The following is a 20,639-nucleotide window of genomic DNA, read 5'->3' as shown; positions in this document are numbered from 1 at the left end:
GGCGGCCCTCGGCTCCGTGTCAGGGACCGAGTCCAGATCCGGGACCCCCAGCACTTCGCGAGCTTCGCCACTCGCCCGGCCTGCCGGGGACATCCGCGGAGTTGCTCACAAGGATGGCCCCGCCCTATCGGTGCGCTCGCTCCCGGGCCGCTCCTGCCGGAGCAGGCCGGCAAGGAGACACCATCAAGATTCCGGACCATACACGGACCAACTCCCGCCAGCTCTCTGCAAACCCCGCATTCGCGCAGGTCAGCGCCACGCGTGCGATGTACCACCAGCAGACGAAGAATCTTCTGGTGTCGTACTCGCCACGCAAACTCGGGTTCTTCTAAGGGCACACGAAAGGGTGCCTGACCTGGGAAGATCCCCTTCAGGCACCCTTGTGATTCGCTGTTTCAAGCAGTACGGCGAAATGAAGCCTTACTCCCGTTTCATCCCACCTGTGTCCCACCGTCGCCCACCTGGTCCGGAATATTTCCGGACCAGATCCCCGGTCACCCGGTCTCGCCAGGAGGAGACGAGGAGCCCTCCCAGCGATTCATCGACTCCTCGATCAGCTGATTCGCATGGTCTCGGGCCCCGGCCAGGAACTTCGCGTAGTAGCGAAAGAGGACCTGGATGCTTTGGCCCGCCCTGCGTGCACATTCGACAGGGTCCACGCCTGAGGCCAGCCAGAAGGAGATGCCGGCGTGGCGCAAGTCATACGGTCGCTTGGCGAGGTGCAGGGCGTGCTCGTCCAAGGTGAGCGCGGCTTCCCTGGCACGCCCCCAGGTGATGCAGTACGCCGAGGTCTCGATGTAGTTGCCAGCCTCGTTCTGGAAGATCCTGCCGTCGGCGGCGACACCGAAACGGTCGATGTGGTTGCGGAGCATCCGCACGAGTACCGGCGGGATAGGAACCGAGCGGGTCGCCTTGGCCGCGCGTCGTTTCAGGGAGTGGGTCTCGTGGACCGCTCCGTCGTCCGTCCACTCCTTGCCCGCAGTGACAATCCCACCCTTGAGATTGAGCAGCCCCCAGCCGGTCGAGGGCAGGCGACACCGGGACTTCCTTAGACGCCATTTCACTTGGTCAGTCTGCGGTGACATATGAGGGTTGCGGCGATGGCGGTGAAGGCGAGGAAGTGTTCCGGCTTGCGTTCGTAGCGGCGGTGCAGGCGTCGACAGCCGGACAGCCAGGACACGGTCCGCTCCACGACCCAGCGGTGTCGGCCCAGGCGCCGAGATGACTCGATGCCTTTGCGGGCCAGGCGATGCCGAATGCCACGGGAAGCGAGCCATCGGCGCAGGTGGCGGTAGTCATAGCCCTTGTCACCGTGCAGCTTCCGCCAGCACCTCGCGGTCCCCGCGCCGACGAGGTCCTCCGCCTTGCGGTCGGACCGGCGCCGGCGGCACCACCCGCTGAAACAACGTCCACAGCTCTTCCGGCGCCATCCGCTCGACAAGCGCAGCAGTCATCACCTCAGACTGCCGCAAGATCACGCCAACTGAAATGGCGCCTTAGTGATCAAGTACCAGCGCCCCCGGCGCGCCCCCGATAAGCAGCGGACGCAACGCGGCCTGGCCGCGTTCGATGAATCCGGCGATCTTGGCCGCGGATTCACGGCGGGCGCCGGACACTCAACGCAGCGATGTGCACAGCTACTTCACGCCCGACGACAGCGCTGCCACTGCCGTGGCGGTCACGGCAGCCTTCCGCATCCTGCACGCCAAGAACATTCGCGCCGCGGCCTGGGCCGCTGCGTGGCTGACCAACCGGGTGGCCGCCACCGGCCGCCCCCTCCATCCGGCCGGTGTCAGCGCCCTCGGCGGCACGCTCTCGCCCGGACTCGAAGCGGCGCTGCGCTCCAGCCGGGAGACGAAGCTGATGCCGGTCGCGCGCCTACGCCACCGCACCGCCCTCGCCTCCACCCGGCCCCCGGCCAATCAGGACGCCGGAGCACGCAGTCTGCCGACCGCTCTGTGGCCCGAGTGGGCCCTGCGCCTGGCGCCAACGGCACCCCAGCGGCAGACCCGCCGCGCAGCGCGCGGACGAACTCCTGAGCGTGGCCTGCCTGCTGGCCGGCAACACCACATCGATCCAAGGTGGAGTACGCCTGACCGGTACCACAGTCAGCAGCCACAACGTCTCCACCCTGCTTGCCGATCCGACACGCCGCGCCGACTGCGCCGACGTCCTGCACCCGCTGATCCTGCTCGCCGACCACCTCGACGCCCACGGCAGCCCCATCGACTACGCACACCGCCGTGCCCTGTTCACCGCCTGCTCACACTTCATCGACCCAGCGACCTGGCAGGATCTGCAGCGGCGACTGCGCTCGAACCACAGCCCCGATGCCGCGCACGCCCAGCGCTGGCTCTTCCACACCCTGACGGGCTCTCCCCCGCTTCTCGCGCACCCCGACATCGCGCCCGTCACCGGCGCCCGACGCCAGCAGTACCAGCGCTTTCGCTGGCGGATCCTGCCCGCCGAAGCGGAACTGCTCATGCGCACCGCCCACGCGCTCCTAGGCGAGCACGGCATCGACGAACCCGTCCGGTGGGCACCGCGCCTGGCCGCCCGCGCCCTTGCCCCACTTCGGCTCCCCGGGCCCGAGCCGGACAGCATCACCGCGGCTCAGCTCCATCAGGCCGTGCCCACCGGTGACTTCTCCATCGCCCAGCTCGCGCACACCTTGAAGACCACCACGGCGCATGTCATATATCTGCTGTCCCGGTACCCGGTCGACTGGAGCCCACCGCGGTTTCGCCGCACTCAGTACACCGCCACCCGCATCGGGCAATGGCGCACCTGGTACGAGCACGGCCACCTCTCGCTCCAGGACATCGCGGACCGGGAAGGAACCAGCCTCGCCACGGTCCGCCTGGCTCTGCTGAAGGCCGGCACTCAACTGCGCCCCGCCGGGTCATATCCGGGCCGCCCGAGGAGGAAGTGAGCGCTCCGCTACAGGCGCGGGGTGGGCGCGATCCCGGCATCCGCGGTGGTGACCATCACCGAGCACAGCGTGCCCCGCCGGGCTCAGGGCGTCGCCACGGACCCGGACGGCAACGTCTGGTTCACCCAGCCCCAGGACGTCCAGATCGGGAAGATCACCCCTGCCGGGGTGGTCACGGAGGACGACGTGCCGGCCGGGAACTCCACTCCGGTCGGGATTGCCGCCGGTGCGGACGGCAATCTGGGGTTCACCGAATACAACAGCCACAAGATAGGGAAGATCACCCCGGCCGGGGCCATCACCGAGTACCCGGTGCCCACCGCGGGCTCGCGCCTGGACCAGATCACCACCGGCCCCGACGGCAAGATGTGGTTCACCCACGTCAGCACCAACAAGATCAGCAAGGCCACCACCAGCGGTTTCGTCGACGAGGTCAGCGAGACAGTCCAGCTGGCCCGGACGTCGCGTCGTTTCTTCGATCCGCCCGACAGGGATCAGGCCGTCGAGGACGTCGACGACGAACTGGGACGGGGGGCACGGCCTCGAACTCGTCTCGTGAGTCGTCGTTCAGCACCGTGTGCGTATCAGGTGACGGATGGTCAGCGATGGCTGGGCCCGCCGGTCAGTCGATGCCTTCGATGATGCGGAAGTCACGCTCGAAGCCGTCGGGGAGGGCCACCAGCGCCTTCTGGTATGCCTCGCTCTCGTATGCCGCGACGGCCTGTTCGAAGCTGTCGAACTCGATCAGAACGACGCGTTGCGTGTTTCCGGCCTCGTGGGCGACGACTCGACCGCCACGGGACGGGATCCGGGACAGGACGCGCCCGCCCCCAGCCTGGACAGCCGGACCGGCCAGCTTGTCGTAGGCAGTCAGCCTCTCAGGGTTGGAAATGGCCGGGTAGACACTGACCCAGTAGCCCTTAGCCATGGAAACCTCCTGTGTTGGGCCGGACATGTCCGACTTCGAATTGACACTCAGATCGATCGATCCCGGCCCCGGGTACTGCGGTCAGCTGAATCGTCATATGCGCAGGTTAGGGCTTGATGTGCGGTCGAGGGAAAGACCGGTACGGGATAGACTCAGAACGGATCGTTATCAATCGGCAGGGAGGGCACGTGGCGCCGGATACGGTGAGCCTGCGGTACTTCCTGGTGCTGGCGCAGGAGTTGAACTTCACCCGCGCGGCCGCCCGGATCGGTATCGCACAGCCCGCACTCAGCGCCCGGATGCGCCGATTGGAGGCGGAACTCGGTACGGCCCTGCTGGTCCGCAACACGCGTAGCGTGGTATTGACCACGGCCGGCGCGGCTTTGGCGGAGTCCGCGCCGCCCGCGCTGGCGGCGCTGGACCGAGCATGGGACACCGCCCGGAGCGCGGCGGCCGGTGAACTGGGCACGCTGCGCATCGGATACAGCCTCAGCACCGGGGCCGAGACGGCACCGGCCCTGGTAGACAGGCTGATTCGCGGCAACAGCGGACTCGAGGTCGGCGCGGTCCCGATGGCGACACCGGAGATCTCCCCCGCGGTCGCCGACGGCCGCATCGATGCCGGGATCACCCGCGGTGAACAGCCGGGCCGTGGCGTGCGCCGGTTCCTGCTGCGGCGTGCGCGCATCGGGGTCCAACTGGCGCAGCACCATCCGCTGGCCGAACACCCGGAGATCGAGATCGCCGACGCGGCCGCGTTTCCGCTGCGACTCCCGGACCGTGCGGCCAACCCCGTGATCCACGATCAGCTGTCCGCACTGTTCCGAGACACCCGACCACACCCCCGATTCCACACGCCCGCAGTCTCTTTCGACATGTCTCAGCGCGACCTGCGCGACGGGGTCACCCTCGCCCCGGCCGGAGAAGCCGCGGCCACGGCACAACCGGCCGGTCTCACCTGGCGACCACTGCGAGGCGCGCCCAGCCTGACGACCCACCTGGTCCTCCCACGCGAGCAGTCACCGCTACACCGCCGCATCCGTGCCGTCGCCAAAACCCTGGCGCACGAGCTGCACTGGCTGCCGGACTGACGCGCAAGCGGTCAAGCGAGACGGGCGCCTGCGGTGGCGAGGCCGAAGACCCTGCGCCCGGCGGACTGCGCGGTGATGACGACGACGGCGGTCTTGCTGAATGTCCGACACGACCTCGCGACGCCGGCGGATCAGCATCCGATGATGGCCCCGGGTCCGGTCCGAGTCGTACACCGCGGCGACTTCCTCGCCCAGCCCGAGCTCTCGGCGGATACCGCGCCTTCGCCGACGCCGAACCGGACAAGCACGGGTAACCGGCGGGAACGCCCGCCGTCAACGGCGTCCATGACGTCGGTCAATGCTTAACGCCAACCACTGTTCCGTTGCTCCCCGAGGCCGGAAATGGCCACGCTCCTGAGACAGAAGCATGGCCATCGGCGTGAGAATGAGCAGAGAGCGGCAGGCCACAGCGTCGGCATGTGACGCGCGTTCTGAGATCCCACAAGTCCGATCTAGGGTCCGCGACTTCGTTAGCAATGAAGGCGGTTGGTTAGCAGCGGATTAGCAAATCCGCGATCTCATTGACAATGGCTCGTTCAGTAGCGATCTCAGCCGGGCTCTTCCGTTCTTCTGTGAGTGGGGGCCGACGGCGCTTCGTACGGTTGCCAGCATGGCTGTGGGAAGGTCGGGCGGCGCCCGTCGTACGCGCAAGATTCCTACGGCGTCGATCCGGTACGAGGACGCGTCGGTACGTGAGGTGTCTGTCCGGCAGTTGCGGTTAGCTGACTTCGCGGAGTCGAAGCCGCATTCCCGTTGTGTCGTGACCGCCAAGGTCGCGGCGGAGCCGTCGGGCCGGGCGGCCCGCAGCAGCGTTCGCCGAAGCCATGTGGCATTCCCGAACGCCATCCGAGCAAGGTGCTGACCGGCAGCGGGGAGTAGTTCACTGGCCGGTTCACCAGGCCCGCCCCGGCTGGGGTGCTCTTCGAGCGGCAACACAAGTGTGACTCACCAGGCCCTCTCTCGCCTACGGCCACCACCTAGAAGATCGAGCGGTGTCGCGGTCGATGGTCTGCAGCGAGTGAGCCGCCAGTCCCGGGGAATCCTGCCGTCCCTGCCGCGGTGGCTTCGTGGACGGTGCGGTTCTACCGTGAGAGCAGCAGGTAGATCCTTGGAGCGGGTCATGATCGTCATCCTCGGACGCGAAGGCGCAGGGAGGCTCACCCCACGTGATCGCGCTCCCGCCCCAAACGGCGGTCCTGGGAGCAGACTGCACTTGTGCGGGCACCGATCCGCCCCCTGGTAGACCGCCCCCACGCGCAGATCGGTGGCCGGCCAGCGCCACGGATCTTTCTGCCACCGAACCCCAGCAGAGAACTCACCCAGGCAGGCCATCCATGAGTATCGCTAAGAAGATCGCGCACAAGGCCGAAGCGATGAAGGGCGGCGCCAAGAAGACGACCGGCCGCGCCACCGGCAGTCGGCGCCTGCAGGCCGAAGGCCGCGGAGACCAAGTCAAGGGCAATATCAAGCAGGCCGGAGCGAAGATCAGGGACGCCTTCAAGCACTGACCACTCCGCCCCGGGCCGGCGAACTACGGGTCGTTGGTTCGGTTGGGCCGTCCCGCCAGGGGTGGAAGCCGTACACAGTGGGGAGTTTTGGTGTCCGGCCGTGGGTGGGTGATCGTTTCCGCCACCGGGGAGATCACGCTTTCCGTCGACATTCCGGGTCCTCAAGCGGGTGCGCCGTGCATGCAGGTCGGGAGGAGGTGTTCACCATGGACTGGCTGACAAGGCTTCCTGGTATCGCACGGCTGATGCGTACTCACGTGTGGCGGGCGTACGAGCGGCTGGCCAAGACCCACTGGGCCCGGCTCGCCGCCGCCGTCACCTACATCAGTTTCGTCGCGCTCTTTCCGCTGATCACTGCGGGCGCGGCGATTGGCGCCAAGCTGCTGAGCAAGGACCAGCTCAGCAAGCTTGAAGACAAGATTGCCGGCCAGGCGCCGGGCCTTTCCCACCTGTTGAACCTGAAGGGCCTCGTCGCGCACGCCGGAACCGTCGGGCTCATTGCGGGCGCGCTGCTGCTCGTGATCGGCATCAACTGGGTCGGCGCCCTTCGCGGGTGCCTGCGTGCGGTCTGGGAGAAGGAGCAGGACCCGGGAAATCCGATCCTGCTCAGGATCAAGGACACCGGGGTGCTGGTCGGTCTCGGCGTGGTCGGGCTGGTCGCGATGGGCAGTTCGGTGTTCGCGAACAGCGCGGTCGGCTGGGCAGCCGACAAGGTCGGGATCGAGGGCGGGGCGGGACGGGTGCTGCTGTTCTTCGCCGGCTTGGCCATTGCCCTGCTTGTCGACTTCCTGCTCCTGGTCTACCTGCTCACCCGGCTGCCGCGGGTGCATCCCGGCCGACGTGCGGTCGTGGTCGCCGGTCTGATCGGTGCGGTCGGCTTCGAACTGCTCAAGCTGCTGCTGACCGGCTATTTCCAGGGCGTCGCAGGGAAGAGCATGTACGGCGCCTTCGCCGTCCCGGTCGCCGTCGTGCTGTGGATCAACCTCATGGCCAGGCTGCTGCTGTACTGCGCCGCCTGGACGGCGACGGGGACAGCAGCGCAGGCCAGCGAAGCAGACGCAGGTGAGGTGCCGGTTCCCGGGACCGGACCCGCAGTGACCGACGAACCCCAGCGGGCAGCGGAAGACGGCGGTCCACCAACAACACCGCCCAGGCCCTGACACCGAGCGGTCCCCGACCCGCCCCTTGCGGCGAGTGCCCACCGACGCCCACCGAAGGGCGAGCGGGGTGGGGCTCCCTGGCCAGCAGCGCGTTCCCGGCTCGCCCCAGACGAAGCGACCCACCGCCCACGAGAGTCTCAACCAGAGGAGAGGCCGATGTACGAGATGATCGCCGACCCTGCGACGACCGGTGCCGGGGTCATGTGGCACGTCAGGGCCAAGAGTGATGCCCGCGCCACACTGTGCGGACAGGAGGTCGCACGAACCGTGGGTGCCAGACCGGTCCTCGATGACACGCCGGCCGAACGCTACTGCTCGCCGTGTATGGCCGTCGTCCACGCAAGGATGCGGCCTGATGCACGCTGATCATGCGCACGCCCCCGGCAATCGGGCGTCCGGGCGTGAGCAGCTCCGGGCTCCGAGGTTCCCCTCTCATCCTCGCCGTTTCAGCGCACGTGCCACGCGTGGGAGCTCCTCGTGCAGCAGCCGGCCGACCAGGGCACCGCCGAATACGACGACGCCCACACCGACCAGCCAGGACTGGATGACCAGGACGGTTCCGACGGGGCCGTAGGTGACGGCGTTGGACGCGATCAGCGGCGAGTAGACGAGCCGGGAGAAGACCCTGAGACCGAGCAGACCGACCATGGTAGCCACCGCACCGGGCACCAGGGCGCGCCAGCGAACCCGCCCGCCCAGCAGCATGCGCTGCGACCACCAGAAGAACAGGACGGCGCTCAGCGATGCGACGAACCCACCGGCCAGGGATTCAGGCCGCAGCGTGGTGGTGGCGGAAGCGAAGAGGTAGCCGATGAGTACGCCGAGCCACACCACATGGCGCCACCTGGCCCACCAGCGGGCCGGGGGCAGATCCCAGACCTTCTCATAGCCGGACTGCACCGCTGCCCCGAAGGCCAGGCCGAAAGCGGCCAGGACGGCAATTCCGAACGCGGTCGTGGTCCGCAGAGCCTGACCGGGACGAATAAACAACTGCTCCACATGTTCCCTGGAGGTCGTCGACACGCCGAGTCCTTCCCCCAGCCACTGCGCGAATCCCCGCCCATGCTTTGGATCGGCCGAGGAGACAATGATCAGCAGCGGCACCAGCGTGAGGAAGCCCAGCGCCGCGAAGCCCAGCGAACGCTGCCCCAACCCCAGCTCGCTGCTCCGCCGCCATCCGCGTCCGACCGGTGAATGGCTGATCATGCGGCCCAGCCGTTCGAACAGAGAGGAACGGCCTGCGGCACCCGGGGTCTTCATCGGCATGCCTGTCGACTACCACGGTCGACCCCGGCGGCCCGCGAGGGCGCGACGCAGCTTCCCGAACGGCTCACGACGAGGCCATGACCCAGGAAGCCGACATTCGTGAGTGCGTAACCACCACGTCGTGGATTCTCAAGGGGGCCACAACATCGCCAAACGGCCCGTGATGATCCTGCTCTTCGCCGCGATCACAGCAAGACGTACGGCAGCATGGCCGCGATCATCATCTACCTGGTCTGGACGCGGGATCTCCACCATCGCCATCCTGCTCTGCCCGGAATTCTGTCAGTGGCACGCCGAACTCGAACACGCCCGGGCCATCGACAGCGGCCACCCGCCCGGGGAAAACCCCTACGTCGAGCCCCGCGGCGCCCGCAAACTCTGACACGCACCCCGGCTGGGGTGCCGGCCGCAGGGATGCGGGTACCCGGCTGCCGCCTCGCATCCGGCACACGGACGGACGAGGCCCATCGGCCGGGAAGGACACGCCGACAGCATGACCACGCATACCCCGCCCCGTCGCCCGCCTCCCCCCGCAGGCGGCAGTGATTTCGCCCGCCTGTCCAAGAAGATCGCCGAGGCCGGCCTGATGGACCGGCGCCCCGGCTACTACACCGTCCGCTCCATCGCCGTGGCCGTCGCCTATGCCGGTGTCTGGAGTGCGTTCGTCCTCATCGGCTCCGGCTGGTGGACTCTGGCGCTCGCCGCGTTCCTCGCCGTGATGTTCGGGCAGGTCGCTCTGCTCGCCCACGACGTCGCCCACCGCCAGGTCTTCCGCCGGCGCCGGCCCAGCGAGACGGCCGGCCGCATCGCCGGGGCCGCGATCGGGATGGGCTATGGATGGTGGCAGGACAAACACAGCCGCCACCACGCCAACCCCAACCACGAGGACCTCGACCCCGACATCGCCCCCGACCTGCTGGTGTGGTCCCAGGATCAGGCCCGCGCCGCGACCGGGCTGCCGAGGATCATCGGCCGCTGGCAGGCGTTCCTCTTCTTTCATGATGACGGCGTACAGGGCCTGGTCGATGCGGCGCCGCCGCTCCAGCAGGCTGGGGAAGAAGCTGCCGGTACGCAGTTTGGGGACGGCCAGGTCGAGGCGCCGGCCTGGGTGGTCAGCGTCTTGCCGCGGTGCCCGTTGCGGTAGGCGGTGCGGGCCTCGGTGTGCTCGTTCCACTCGGCGCCGATCCGGGCCACGGCCTCGGACTCGATCAACTCCTGCAGCATCCGCTCGGCCACGCTCCGCACGAGTTCGAGTCCGTCCGCCGAACGTAGTGACTCCAGCAGGCGGAGTAAGTCAGACTGGGACAAGGCCACCGCGCACCACCTGCGTTGAACTGCCCGTTCACCCACGGAGAGTTGCACGGTGGCTGCCTCATGCGCAGGGAGCAGAAGCCTCTCGCGGGTGTGCGCCCCGGGAGCAAGCCCGCGCACACCTCAACCTTGATCGGCTACACCACACAGCGGGACGCCATCCGGCGTTGTGGCGTGCGCCAGCCTCATGTGGGCAGGGGGCCAGCCAGTTGTCGCTTGGTCGGTCCATCCAGTCCGAAGTCCCATGTCGAGAGACTGAACGGCTGGACACGAGCATGAGACTCCACAAAAGCCGCAGTTCGGAGTCCCTTCGTAGGACGTGAGCCGCGAGACTCTACACGAAATGTAGGTTCTCAAAAACGGCGCCATATTCTCAGAGCTGACTGCATATCAGGGCCACATGCGGCGTCGTTCTGAGAATTGCAAACGCCTTCACCCGGGGCCTGGACCGGGACATCGACGCCGTGATCGCCGGGCTCACGCTTCCGTACAGCAACGGCCCCACTGAGGGCGTCAACACCAAGACCAAACGGAAGACCCTCTGGCGGACGAGCCGGCCCAGGCGGGAGCGGGTGACGTTGGTCGAGGGCTCGTCGGTGGGCAGGCCGAGGTGTTCGTGCAGATCACGGATGCGAAACACCTTCCTGGGGTGCTCGTCGAACGCGGTCACGATGCGCTGGTAGACGGTGGTGCTCTCCGCGGGGGCCGGTTCGTGGTCGGGCGGGGCGAGGCCGTCGATGACCTTGTGGGTGGTGGCCCGTTCGGCCAGGCGGGCCTCGGCCAGGGCGGTGGTGAACTGCTCCATCTATGCGCGCAGTTGGTCGGCGCGGGCGGCGGTCTGGTCGTGCTCGCCCTGCAGCAGTCTCAGAAGTTCGGACACGTTCACGCGGCCAGCTCCATCTCGTCCCGCCAGGCGGGGGCAGGGATGATAAGGCGGCAAGCATGCCGGCGGTGGCGGCCCACCTTGTCCAGCAGCACGATGCCGGCGGCATTGAGCCTGTTCCAACCTCAGGTTGCGGTGGCTGAGGGCTATGAACGGGTCTACCTCCGAGCGTCGTGAGGTAGCACCGGCGCCCGGCCCCTCCATATAGGACAGAACCTGACCTGGATCCCGCCTAACGTCGCGGCTGACAACCAACATTGGCGGAAGGGCCGTGATGTCTGAGCAGACAAACTCCGCGCCGGCGGGCTACACCACCGTTGCCCCCTGGGTCGTTACCGACGACACGGGGGCTTTCCTCGGCTTCGTCTCCCGGGCGTTCGGGGGTGAAGAGCTGGGGCGAGTGCCCACCGAGGATGGTTTGATCGGTCACGGCGAGATTCGAGTCGGCGATACCGTCGTGCTGGCCTTCGACCGGCACACGAACTGGCCCGCCATGCCAAGCCTGCTGCGCGTGTTCGTCACCGACGCTGACCAAGCCTTTTCACAAGCCGTCGCAGCTGGCAGCCATGTCGTCACGCCTTTGGCCTACGACGCCTTCGGACAGCGCGGAGGCCGTATCAAGGACCCGTTCGGCAACATCTGGTGGGTGATCAGCCGCGTCGAGGACGTCTCTGAAGAGGAGATGTGGAAGCGGCTACAGGACCCCGCGTACGCCGAAGTCATGCGCGTGGCTCAGGAGACACTCGACACCGAACTCAGCGGTCGAGACCAGGGACGCAGCAGTGCTCCTGTCAGGACAACCAACTGATCAGTGCCCAACTTGACTGAAACGATCGGCAGTTGGCGTGGGGGTGGTGTCCGGGAAGAGGTGAAGCTCCTGGTAGATGGGTTGTCGACCAAGATCAACCTATCTGCCCGGAGCTTCACGTGCTCGTCTACCCATCGGGGATCGATCTGTCCAGTGTGACCCTGCGCTACCTCTCCCGCTTGCTGACCACCCGACGCCTGGAGCGGGGCACACGGTGGCGTCGGCTCCCCGCAGATCGGCAGGCCCTGCTGGTCCTGGCCCACCTGCGGTGCGGACACATACGCCCAGCTCGCAGCCGAGTTCGGGGTCGGGATCGCCACCGTCTACCGCTACATAACTGAAGCGGTCGAGGTCTTGGCCGCCGTCGCACCGAACCTCGCAACAGCCGTGCGCACCGCCGCACACAAGGCGTTCGTGACTCTCGACGGCACCCTGCTGCCCATCGACCGGATCGCGGCCGACCGGCCCCACTACTCCGGGAAGCACAAGAAGCACGGCATGAACGTACAAGTCCCCGCCGATCCATTCGGACGGCTGCTGTGGGCCTCCGCCGCTCTGCCCGGATCGGTCCACGACGTCAAAGCCGCCCGCACCCACGGCGTCATCGCGGCACTGGCTGAGGCCGGCGTGAGCTGCTGGGCCGATAAGGGGTACCAGGGCGCTGGCGGCACCGTGCGCGCCCCCTACCGTGGCCGCAGGGACAAGCTCTCCGCGGGCCAGAAGGCCGTCAACGTCTCCCACGCGAAGATCCGAGCAGTGGGCGAGCAGGCAATGGCCACCCTGAAGTCGTGGCGGCTGCTGCGCAAGCTCCGCTGCAGCACCACCCGCATCACCGACCTGGTCAAGGCCGTCCTCGCCCTCTACCTGGCAACCTCAAGCTGAGATTGGAAAAGCCTCATTGTCGAGCTGGCGGTATTTCCCCTTCTCCGTGTCACGCTCTTCACGTTGCGAGGGAACCCGCCTTTTCTCCGACCACCATGACCGTCGGAGAAAAGCTGTGCCCCCTCGCGGCCTGTGGCGTCACAGCCGGCGCGCGCCGGGCGAGCGGATCATCAGACTGCTGCCCCCAGCGTCGTCATGCGAGGTGGTACTGGACAGGGCCGGCGACTTGGCCGTTGAGTTCCTTGGCTGCGCGGCGCGCCCAGTACGGGTTGCGCATCAGCTCGCGGCCCAGGAGAACCGCGTCCGCCTGGCCGGAGGCGATGATGTCCTGGGCCTGCCCCGGCTCCGTGATCAGGCCGACAGCGGCCACGGGCATCCCGGCCTTGTTACGGACCTTCTGAGCGAAGGGCACCTGGTAGTGGGGGCCGACCATAATCTTCGCGTCGGGAACGTTGCCGCCGGTGGAGACGTCCATGAGGTCAACGCCGCGGGCCTGGAGCTCCTTGGCGAAGCGCACGGTGTCTTCGGTGGTCCAGCCCTCCCGGTCATCCTCAGGGTTTTCCGTGAGCCAGTCCGTGGCGGAGATACGGAAGAAGACCGGCAGCTCCTCAGGCCACACTGCCCGAACAGCTTCGACGACTTCCAGGGCAAAGCGTGTCCGAGCCTCGAAGGATCCGCCGTACCCGTCGGTGCGGTGATTGCTGTAGGGAGCCAGGAACTGGTGGATCAGATAACCGTGTGCCCCATGCAGCTCGACGACTTCGAATCCGGCTGCCAGCGCGCGCCTGGCGGCGTCGGCGAACTCCTGGACGATCTCGCCAATGCGCTCAGCCGTGAGCTCTTTCGGAGTGGTGGACGCTTCGTCGAAGGCGATTGCGCTGGGGGCTACCGGCGTCCAACCGAAGGGCTCGTTCGGAGTGATCTGCCGGCCGCGGTCAACCCAAGTCCGTTCAGTCGACGCTTTGCGCCCGGCGTGGGCAAGTTGGATACCGGGCACGGTTCCTTGCGACTTGAGGAACTCGGTGATGCGCCGGAAGGCGGCCACCTGCGTGTCGTTCCAGATGCCGAGGTCGTATGGAGAGATGCGGCCTTCAGGGCTCACGGCCGTGGCCTCAGTGAGGATCAGACCGGTTCCACCGGTGGCCCGTGCCGCAAGGTGGGCGAAGTGCCAGTCAGTCGGGGCACCGACGGCCTCCCCCTCTGGCGCCGCGCTGTACTGGCACATCGCGGCCATCCATATGCGGTTGGGGATGGTCAGCGACCGCAGGGTGTAGCCGTCGAAAAGAGAGCTCAACTCGTACTCCTTGTATGCGGCCCGGAGGCCTGGGGTGAGGCACTGTGATCAGTCCGCATTGACTGCGTGGCGCCGGTGAGTGCGGGCTTGGCCTGCTCCGGCAGCGCCTGAGGGTGTACGGCTGGGGCAAGAACACTTGTATGGATGGCCGAGGCGAAGACGCAGTCGGGGTGCCTGCGTTGCTACGCCAGCGCTCGACATGGCCGCCCGCCCGCCACGTATCGGACGGGTGATGCTGGCGGAGACAGCGAACGCCGTCGCCTGCCAGCATGTCCTGCAGTGGGAGGGGGCGGCCATCGACGCGAACGTGGCGGAGCCGGGACTGGCTGTGGTGGAGACGAAGGTCGCCGGCGCGGAGACCGCGTGCACCCTCGAAGCGGCGCTCGCCGATGATCGGACGCAGCGAACACCGTCGCGGGAGCATGGGACACATGCGCAACTCGGAGTGCCTCACCTGCCGTGCAGGCAGGGAGCCTGCAATGCTCGCAACACTGCAGGCCGGAACCTGCCTCCTCGTCTCCTGACGACTGATCCACAACAATCACGCTGCGGACCAACGCTCAGCCGCAACCCCCGGGCAAGCGCCCGACCGTGGACTGCGGGTCTGCGTCGGGACGAGCGAGATACTGCGGCACATCGAGCGCTTTGGTCCAAGAGATGCGGCGCGCCGTGAAGATCTCCATGAGCGGCGGCTTGATGCTTTCAGGGTCGTCCATGCTGCCGAGCATCACGAAAACCTGGCCCGGGAACCCCGAGAGTTTGTCGGTGAAGACCCTGGCACCGCAATCGGCGCAGAAGTTGCGTTCAAGGGTGTTCCCGCTGTCGGCCACATAGGGGTAGGAACGCGGGCTGCCACTGAGAAGCTTGAAGTCGTCCTGGGCAACACTGAAGTAGCTCGCCATGACGCCGCCGGACGACCTCTGACAGTCCTTGCAGTAGCAGTTCGCGACGAACTCGGGCGCGTTACTGAACTCGTACGTAATGGCGCCGCACTCACAACGCCCAGTGAACTTTTCAGACATGCTTTGCTCCCTGAGTAATTACCGACGCGCCCTTGCGGCGCATCTCTATGCTCACCAGCCTGCATCCTCGTTTCGTTCTACGCCCCTCATTAATGGGCAGGAACCCCACAGATCAGGACGTCCTACGGACGCTTGCGGGCTGGGGATGCGTATTGTTTGCCCTAAAGGGCATCCCCGGAAGTGGTATGAGTTTTCCGGTCTTCGGTTTATTCCGAGCCAGAATGAGTCTCCGGGGGGCGAGGGCAGACGTTGCCCGATCTTCGAAATGTCGACGCTGGCGCTGAGCCGTCTGCTCCTGCAGTCCTCGCCGAGGGCGTCCTCGTTCCGGCGGGTCCCAGCCCTCTGCGCACGAATCAAAGGGCTGGCCGAGGCACTTTAATCCTGCACATGGACATTGCGTATGTAATGGAGGCGGGCACGCCCAGCCCCCTCGGGCTGGCCGTTTTCGAGTAGCGTCTAGCTGTCGCGTCCCGTATTCGCCGGTGCAGATAGCGCCACCGTCGAAGATGGCGTTGGCGGTCTTGCCTTTATGCGCTCCTATCTCGCCCGCGGTTCAGTATCCCCGCTCACAACAGGCGGCGAATCACCTCTGCTCGCTCGCGTTCCGTGGGGGGGGTCAGCGCCGCAGTTGGCGGACCCAGTCCTGCGGCACCCGGCCCGCCGGCCCCGGGGCCGGCTGTTCCTCGGGGTGGCTGCTGGGAGGTGCGAGCTCCAGCCCGATGTCCAGAACATCGTTGCGGGCGAAGTCCCAGAACCAGTCTTCTCCGGGTTCGAAGCTCTGGACGACGGGGTGCCCGGTGGCGCGGTAGTGGGCCGTGGCGTGCTGGGAGGGGGAACTGTCGCAGCAGCCGACGTGCCCGCATACGGCGCAGCGCCTGAGGTGGAACCACCAGCCGTTGGTGGCGTCGCAGTCGACACAGCCGGTGCCGCTCGGTGGTGTGGTGAGGTCAATCGTGGGGTGGCTGGTCATCGGGACTCCTCGAGGTCGGGTGTGCGGGCGGCGAGCGGGAGCAGGACCTGGAAGCGGGTGTCGCCTGGTGCGGACTCCACGCTGAGGTTGCCGTGGTGCTTGTTGACGACGATTCGCCAGGCGATGTCGAGTCCGAGTCCGGTGCCTTCCCCCACGGGCTTCGTGGTGAAGAAGGGGTCGAAGATCCTGTCGCGGATCTTGGCGTCGATGCCGGCGCCGGTGTCACGGATTTCGACCAGCAGTTGGTCTTGGAGGTGGGCGGTGCGGATGGTGAGTGTCCCTGTGTCCGTGGCGCTGCTCATGGCGGCGATCGCGTTGTCGATCAGGTTCGTCCAGACCTGGTTGAGCTCAGCGGCGTAGGCGGGGACTGCGGGCAGTGTGGTGTCGTAGATCTTGTCGACCGCGATGTGAGGTCCGATCCTGCTGGACAGCATCATCAGGGTGCTGTCCAGCAGCTCGTGTACGTCGACGGGGCGGTAAGGTGCTCGGTCCAGTTGCGCGTACTGCTTGGCTCCGTCCACGAGGTGGGAGATACGTGCCGTTGATTCCGCGATCTCGTTCATCAGCAGCTCGTTCTCGACGGTCTGGCTGAGCCATCTGATCGCTGTCGGCAAGGCGGGCTGGTCGACCCTCGCCGCGATGTGGTCCAGCCAGGCGTCGTCCAGGCCGGCTTGTACGAGGGTCGGCGCGATCTGCCAGCTGTGCTCGATGCCGTGGCCGTCGAGCCAGTCGGTGAGAGTGTCTTCGCAGTCCGCGGTCTCCAGTGGGCTGAGCTGTGGTGCCTTGCCGACCATGTCGGCTGTCTGCTGCTGGGCCTCGATCAGAGCGGCTAGCGTGGCCGTGGTGAACTTGCCGCCGACGAGCGCAGCGAGATCGTGGCGCATGGCCGCCACTCGCTCCCGCAGTGCGGCAACGGCTCGCGCGGCTGCGGCGGCAGGGTTGTTGAGTTCGTGGGTGAGCCCCGCTGACAGAGAGCCGAGGGCCAGGAGCCGTTCACGTTGTCCGATGGCCTGTTGGGTGTTCTTCACACCGAAGAAGATCCCCTCCAGTAGGTGAACGGCCATGGGAAACCATTCCTGCACGATGGTGGCGAAGGTGTCGGCGGGAAGCACGAAGAACCGGGTCGGCTCGGTGACACGCAGGGTGTTGTTGTATACCTGCGGCGTCCGATCGCCGAGGTACGCCTGCATGGCGCCGGCGTAGACACCTTGCTGTGAGGTGCGGTTGACCTCGACGTCGTCCTGGCCGACCTTTCGGTACATCACGACAGTGCCTTCGAGCAGCACGTAGAAGCAGGTGGCTGGCTGCCCTTCGGTGTAGAGGATGCCGGGTCGGGCGAGCTCGACGCGCCCGTCCTGGCAGAGGCGGTCCAGCTGCTCGGGGGCGAGCTTCTCGAAGAGGAAGAGCTGTTTGATCTCCTGGACGTAGCAGGGCAGCGGGCTGGTCATGACTGCTCCAGGTAGCGGTGGACCAGCATGACGGCCATGGCTCCCTCGCCTACGGCGGAGGCAACGCGTTTGGCGGACTCAGCCCGTGCGTCACCGGCGACGAACACGCCGGGGATGCTGGTCTCCAGGTGGTAGGGGGCTCGCTCCAGTTCCCAGGAATCAGGAGCGCTTCCGTCAGGGGCGAGATCGGGGCCTGCCAGGATGAAGCCGCGTGCGTCGCGCTGGACGGCATCCCCGAGCCAGCCGGTCAGCGGGGCGGCACCGATGAAGACGAACAGCCAGTGCGTTTCCACGGTTTCGCTCTGGCCGGTTTCGGTGTCGCGCAGGGTGAGTTGCTTGAGGTGGTCGGTGCCTTGTACGGAGTCGACGACTGTGTGACAGCGGACCTGGATGTTGCCTGTCTGCTCGATCTGCTGGATCAAGTAGTGCGACATCGACGCTGCCAGGGAGGGCCCTCGTACCAGGAGGGTGACCGATTTGGCGGTGTGTGACAGATGCATCGCGGCCTGTCCGGCCGAGTTGGCCCCGCCCACGATGTATACGTCGTGGCCTTCGCAGGATGCGGCTTCCGTCAGCGCCGAGCCGTAGTAGACCCCGCAGCCGGCCAGGGAGTCGGCGCCTTCGGCGGGGAGCTGGCGGTAGGACACGCCTGTGGCGAGGATGACGCTGCGGGCGCCGATCGCGGTGCCGTCGGAGAAGCGTATGACCCGGGCGGCCCCGCTGGTTTCCAGGCCGGTCACCTCCCGCGCTGTGAGGATCTCTGCGCCGAACTTGGCCGCCTGCCGCCTGGCCCGGTCGGTCAGCTGCGCTCCGGAGACGCCGTCGGGGAAGCCCAGGTAGTTCTCGATGCGTGAGCTCTGTCCGGCCTGTCCTCCGGTCGCGGACCGCTCGACCAGGACCGTGCGAAGTCCTTCCGAGGCGCCGTATACGGCGGCCCCGAGTCCGGCCGGGCCTCCGCCGATGACGACGAGGTCGTAGAAGTCGGTGGTCGGCTCGGTGGCCAGCCCGACCCAGGTCGCGAGGTCGGGTACGTCCGGCTCGATCAGCGGTGTGCCGTCGGAAGTGATCACGACGGGCAGTCGCGTCCCGTCCTGACCCGCGGCGGCCAGCAGTCGCTGCCCTTCGGGTTCGTCGGAGGAGTACCACCGGTAGGGCACCTGGTTGCGGGCCAGGAAGTCCCGTACCTGGGAGGAACGGGCGGACCAGCGGTGACCGATGATTTTGATGCTGGTCACGGTTCGGCGGTCGCTGGCACGCCAGCCCGCGAGCAGGTCGTCGAGGACTGGGTAGAACTTTTCCTCCGGTGGATCCCACGGCTTGAGCAGGTAGTGGTCCAGGTCCACCACGTTGATTGCGTCGATGGCTGCGTTGGTGTCCGCGTAGGCGGTGAGCAGGACACGGCGGGCGCTGGGAAAGATATCCATGGCTTGCTCGAGGAACTCGATGCCGTTCATGTCCGGCATGCGATGGTCGGCCAGGATGACGGCCACCTGGTCGCCGCGCAGCTTCAACTCGTTAAGTGCTTCAAGTGCGGTTGCGCCGGATTCCGCCCTCACGATTCGATGCGTGGCCCCGTAGCGTCGCCGCAGATCGCGGGCGATGGCTCGGGATACTCCCGGGTCATCGTCGACAGTCATGATGGCGGTCCGCGCCTTCTCGGTGTTTTCTGGCACGAGTTCCTCAAATCTTCGGGCACAGCACTTAAAGAGTTTCAGCAGCGGCACGCATCTTTTCGGTGATGCGTTCCGCAATCTCTGTCAGCCAGATTATTTGGCCAGGGGAAAGGTGGTCGAGGAAAAGTCGCCGGATTTCTTCGGCCTGGCGGGGTGTCGCTTCGACGATGGCTGATCGGCCTGCCCGGGTAGCCGCTACGAGAGCGGTTCGCCGGTCATCTGCATGCTCTTTTCGCGCGACCAGGCCGCGCTTCTCCATGCGACTCAACTGATGAGACAGGCGGCTCTTCTCCCACCCCAGACAGGCAATCAGCTCAGAGATGCGTATCCAGCCGTCCTCCGTGACGGTTTGCGTGAGCTCCGCCAGCACGGCACAATCGGCTTCGGAAAGCCCGAATTCGAGCTGAATAGGGCGTGCCGTTCTGCTGGCCAGGAGCGCACTCATGTGCAAAAGGCTGCGCCATGCCCGCATTTCGATTTCTGACAGCGGAGCCTGTCTATCATCCATGAGTCCACCATACGAGACGGCGGTTCCACACGGCCCCGCTGGTCGGAATTGTCAGGCTGCGCTTCCGCAAGGTCCGGAGTGGTCACAGAACGGCTGGTTGCTGGATTTTCCGCAGCCGCACAGCATGACCCTGCTTTCACGTCGAATTCCTGCAGCTGTTTCTATCTGCAGGTCGCCCCGAAGGTACAGAATCCCGCGCGCATGCCGTCGCAGCCGGGCGGGCTGCGAGGGTTCCTCGTCCCGGCCCGCGCGCAGGTGATATTGCAGAGCGCCGCTGGGGCACCGTTCCACCACCTCGGCGATGACCTCAGCTGGTGCAGCACTTACGTCGATCCAGGGCCGATGCTCGACGTCGAAGACAGCCGGGAGCCCTCGCAGGCACTCTGCCTGATGAAGGCAGATCCGCGCTTCGTAACTGACCGCGATGTCCGAGCCCTCGTAGCGCTTGGCGGCGTCCCTCAGCGTCGGGTCCGAACCCCCAGAAGGTGTCGTGGTCATCAGTCGCTGACTTTGCTTTTGCCAGAGTAGAGGAGAGCCTGGTAATCGGGATGACGGGCGATCCATCCCGCGTAGAAGGGGCACACCGGCAGGACAGCGAGACCGGCAGAGCGCGCTTCGTCCAGGGATGAACGGACGAGTGCCGCGCCGATACCCTGGCCCTCGTATCCGGGATTGACCTCGGTGTGCACGAAGGCGATGAGTCGCTCGGTACGTATGTACTCAGCGAAGCCTGCCACCACGCTTCCGATGCGCGCCTCGTAACGGTTGGCTGCTGTGTTGTCGACGATCTGCACGCTGGGCGTCTGCGCGTCGCTCATGCTGATCCTCCCGCTGCGTTGTAGTTCATGATGTTCGGTGGCTCGTGCCATGGAGGTGTTTTCCGTGGCGGCCGCCGGGGTGGGCGGCCGCCGTCGGGGTGGGTCAGGCGGTGGTGCCGAGGGCTTCCTTGAGGCTG

20 protein-coding genes and 3 pseudogenes are annotated in these 20,639 nt (G+C 66.7%); 9 read left to right on the top strand and 14 right to left on the bottom strand.

Annotation, left to right across the window (positions count from 1 at the left end; all coding sequences use genetic code 11):
* Window positions 1–494: 494 nt before the first annotated feature.
* Both ACZ4N4_RS29525 and ACZ4N4_RS29520 read right to left on the bottom strand, forming a co-directional pair.
* Window positions 495–1,064, bottom strand: coding sequence for a hypothetical protein (locus ACZ4N4_RS29525; RefSeq protein WP_467594431.1), 570 nt, complete (start codon window positions 1,062–1,064; stop codon window positions 495–497).
* Window positions 1,061–1,441, bottom strand: coding sequence for a transposase (locus ACZ4N4_RS29520; RefSeq protein ID WP_467594429.1), 381 nt, complete (start codon window positions 1,439–1,441; stop codon window positions 1,061–1,063). Before ACZ4N4_RS29520 ends, ACZ4N4_RS29525 begins: the two co-directional genes overlap by 4 nt.
* Window positions 1,442–2,041: 600 nt before the next feature.
* Here ACZ4N4_RS29520 and ACZ4N4_RS29515 point away from each other — a divergent pair.
* Together ACZ4N4_RS29515 and ACZ4N4_RS29510 are read left to right on the top strand one after the other, a co-directional pair.
* Window positions 2,042–2,932 carry a hypothetical protein gene (locus ACZ4N4_RS29515; RefSeq protein WP_467594427.1) on the top strand — a complete coding sequence of 297 codons (891 nt, stop codon included), beginning with the start codon at window positions 2,042–2,044 and terminating at the stop codon, window positions 2,930–2,932.
* Between the two features lie 21 nt (window positions 2,933–2,953).
* Entirely contained in the window at window positions 2,954–3,574 is a 621-nt protein-coding gene (locus ACZ4N4_RS29510; RefSeq protein WP_467594424.1) for a Vgb family protein, read from the top strand.
* Here ACZ4N4_RS29510 and ACZ4N4_RS29505 read toward each other — a convergent pair.
* Window positions 3,555–3,860 (bottom strand): DUF1330 domain-containing protein, encoded by a 306-nt coding sequence (locus tag ACZ4N4_RS29505; protein WP_101416076.1) that lies wholly within the window; start codon window positions 3,858–3,860, stop codon window positions 3,555–3,557. The two genes, ACZ4N4_RS29510 and ACZ4N4_RS29505, sit on opposite strands and share 20 nt — an antisense overlap.
* A gap of 188 nt (window positions 3,861–4,048) precedes the next feature.
* On the opposite strand from ACZ4N4_RS29505, the gene ACZ4N4_RS29500 reads away from it, so the two are divergent.
* The 3 genes from ACZ4N4_RS29500 (at window position 4,049) to ACZ4N4_RS29490 (ending at window position 7,619) form a co-directional block, all read left to right on the top strand.
* The gene (locus tag ACZ4N4_RS29500) at window positions 4,049–4,951 is read left to right on the top strand and encodes a LysR family transcriptional regulator (protein WP_467594422.1); all 903 of its coding nucleotides are present in this window, start codon (window positions 4,049–4,051) and stop codon (window positions 4,949–4,951) included.
* Window positions 4,952–6,285: 1,334 nt separating this feature from the next.
* Window positions 6,286–6,459: a CsbD family protein gene (locus tag ACZ4N4_RS29495; protein ID WP_199380241.1), complete on the top strand. Its 174-nt coding sequence runs from the start codon at window positions 6,286–6,288 to the stop codon at window positions 6,457–6,459.
* Window positions 6,460–6,665: 206 nt separating this feature from the next.
* A complete protein-coding gene (locus ACZ4N4_RS29490; RefSeq protein WP_467594419.1) occupies window positions 6,666–7,619 on the top strand; it encodes a YihY/virulence factor BrkB family protein in 954 nt (317 codons plus the stop codon).
* Between the two features lie 432 nt (window positions 7,620–8,051).
* On the opposite strand, the gene ACZ4N4_RS29485 is transcribed toward ACZ4N4_RS29490, so the two are convergent.
* Window positions 8,052–8,885 (bottom strand): YhjD/YihY/BrkB family envelope integrity protein, encoded by an 834-nt coding sequence (locus tag ACZ4N4_RS29485; RefSeq protein WP_467594416.1) that lies wholly within the window; start codon window positions 8,883–8,885, stop codon window positions 8,052–8,054.
* Between the two features lie 121 nt (window positions 8,886–9,006).
* Between ACZ4N4_RS29485 and ACZ4N4_RS29480 the strand changes: the two genes are divergently transcribed.
* Together ACZ4N4_RS29480 and ACZ4N4_RS29475 are read left to right on the top strand one after the other, a co-directional pair.
* On the top strand, window positions 9,007–9,267 hold the full coding sequence (locus ACZ4N4_RS29480) for a hypothetical protein (protein ID WP_467594414.1): 261 nt from the start codon (window positions 9,007–9,009) through the stop codon (window positions 9,265–9,267).
* Window positions 9,268–9,378: 111 nt separating this feature from the next.
* Window positions 9,379–9,882 (top strand): annotated as a pseudogene (locus ACZ4N4_RS29475) (fatty acid desaturase family protein); the annotation flags it as partial.
* On the opposite strand, the pseudogene ACZ4N4_RS29470 reads toward ACZ4N4_RS29475, so the two are convergent.
* Window positions 9,880–10,199: pseudogene (locus ACZ4N4_RS29470) on the bottom strand (transposase); the annotation flags it as partial. The pseudogenes ACZ4N4_RS29475 and ACZ4N4_RS29470 overlap by 3 nt on opposite strands.
* Before the next feature lie 370 nt (window positions 10,200–10,569).
* On the bottom strand, window positions 10,570–11,001 hold the full coding sequence (locus tag ACZ4N4_RS29465) for a hypothetical protein (protein ID WP_467594412.1): 432 nt from the start codon (window positions 10,999–11,001) through the stop codon (window positions 10,570–10,572).
* 352 nt (window positions 11,002–11,353) lie between these two features.
* Here ACZ4N4_RS29465 and ACZ4N4_RS29460 point away from each other — a divergent pair, with 352 nt between their 5' ends.
* A complete protein-coding gene (locus tag ACZ4N4_RS29460; RefSeq protein ID WP_467594410.1) occupies window positions 11,354–11,887 on the top strand; it encodes a VOC family protein in 534 nt (177 codons plus the stop codon).
* A 119-nt stretch (window positions 11,888–12,006) separates the two neighbouring features.
* Window positions 12,007–12,769, top strand: a pseudogene (locus ACZ4N4_RS29455) (transposase family protein).
* Window positions 12,770–12,962: 193 nt separating this feature from the next.
* Here the strand turns inward: ACZ4N4_RS29455 and ACZ4N4_RS29450 are convergent.
* From ACZ4N4_RS29450 to ACZ4N4_RS29415, 8 genes are all read right to left on the bottom strand, one after another.
* Entirely contained in the window at window positions 12,963–14,063 is a 1,101-nt protein-coding gene (locus ACZ4N4_RS29450) for an NADH:flavin oxidoreductase/NADH oxidase (protein WP_467594408.1), read from the bottom strand.
* Window positions 14,064–14,623: 560 nt separating this feature from the next.
* Complete coding sequence (locus ACZ4N4_RS29445; protein WP_467594405.1) at window positions 14,624–15,085, bottom strand: GFA family protein; 462 nt, start codon at window positions 15,083–15,085, stop codon at window positions 14,624–14,626.
* Window positions 15,086–15,701: 616 nt separating this feature from the next.
* Complete coding sequence (locus ACZ4N4_RS29440) at window positions 15,702–16,055, bottom strand: UBP-type zinc finger domain-containing protein (protein WP_467594403.1); 354 nt, start codon at window positions 16,053–16,055, stop codon at window positions 15,702–15,704.
* Window positions 16,052–17,503: an ATP-binding protein gene (locus tag ACZ4N4_RS29435; RefSeq protein ID WP_467594400.1), complete on the bottom strand. Its 1,452-nt coding sequence runs from the start codon at window positions 17,501–17,503 to the stop codon at window positions 16,052–16,054. The genes ACZ4N4_RS29440 and ACZ4N4_RS29435 overlap by 4 nt, the downstream gene beginning before the upstream one ends.
* On the bottom strand, window positions 17,500–19,140 hold the full coding sequence (locus ACZ4N4_RS29430) for an NAD(P)/FAD-dependent oxidoreductase (protein WP_467595133.1): 1,641 nt from the start codon (window positions 19,138–19,140) through the stop codon (window positions 17,500–17,502). Before ACZ4N4_RS29430 ends, ACZ4N4_RS29435 begins: the two co-directional genes overlap by 4 nt.
* A gap of 64 nt (window positions 19,141–19,204) precedes the next feature.
* The gene (locus ACZ4N4_RS29425; protein WP_467594397.1) at window positions 19,205–19,684 is read right to left on the bottom strand and encodes a MarR family winged helix-turn-helix transcriptional regulator; all 480 of its coding nucleotides are present in this window, start codon (window positions 19,682–19,684) and stop codon (window positions 19,205–19,207) included.
* Window positions 19,685–19,735: 51 nt separating this feature from the next.
* Entirely contained in the window at window positions 19,736–20,182 is a 447-nt protein-coding gene (locus ACZ4N4_RS29420) for a (4Fe-4S)-binding protein (protein WP_467594394.1), read from the bottom strand.
* Window positions 20,182–20,502 carry a GNAT family N-acetyltransferase gene (locus ACZ4N4_RS29415; RefSeq protein ID WP_355490225.1) on the bottom strand — a complete coding sequence of 107 codons (321 nt, stop codon included), beginning with the start codon at window positions 20,500–20,502 and terminating at the stop codon, window positions 20,182–20,184. Before ACZ4N4_RS29415 ends, ACZ4N4_RS29420 begins: the two co-directional genes overlap by 1 nt.
* Window positions 20,503–20,639: the final 137 nt, after the last annotated feature.

It is taken from the genome of Streptomyces sp. NPDC026538 (assembly GCF_055567535.1).
This window is presented reverse-complemented; position numbering and strand designations above follow the sequence as displayed.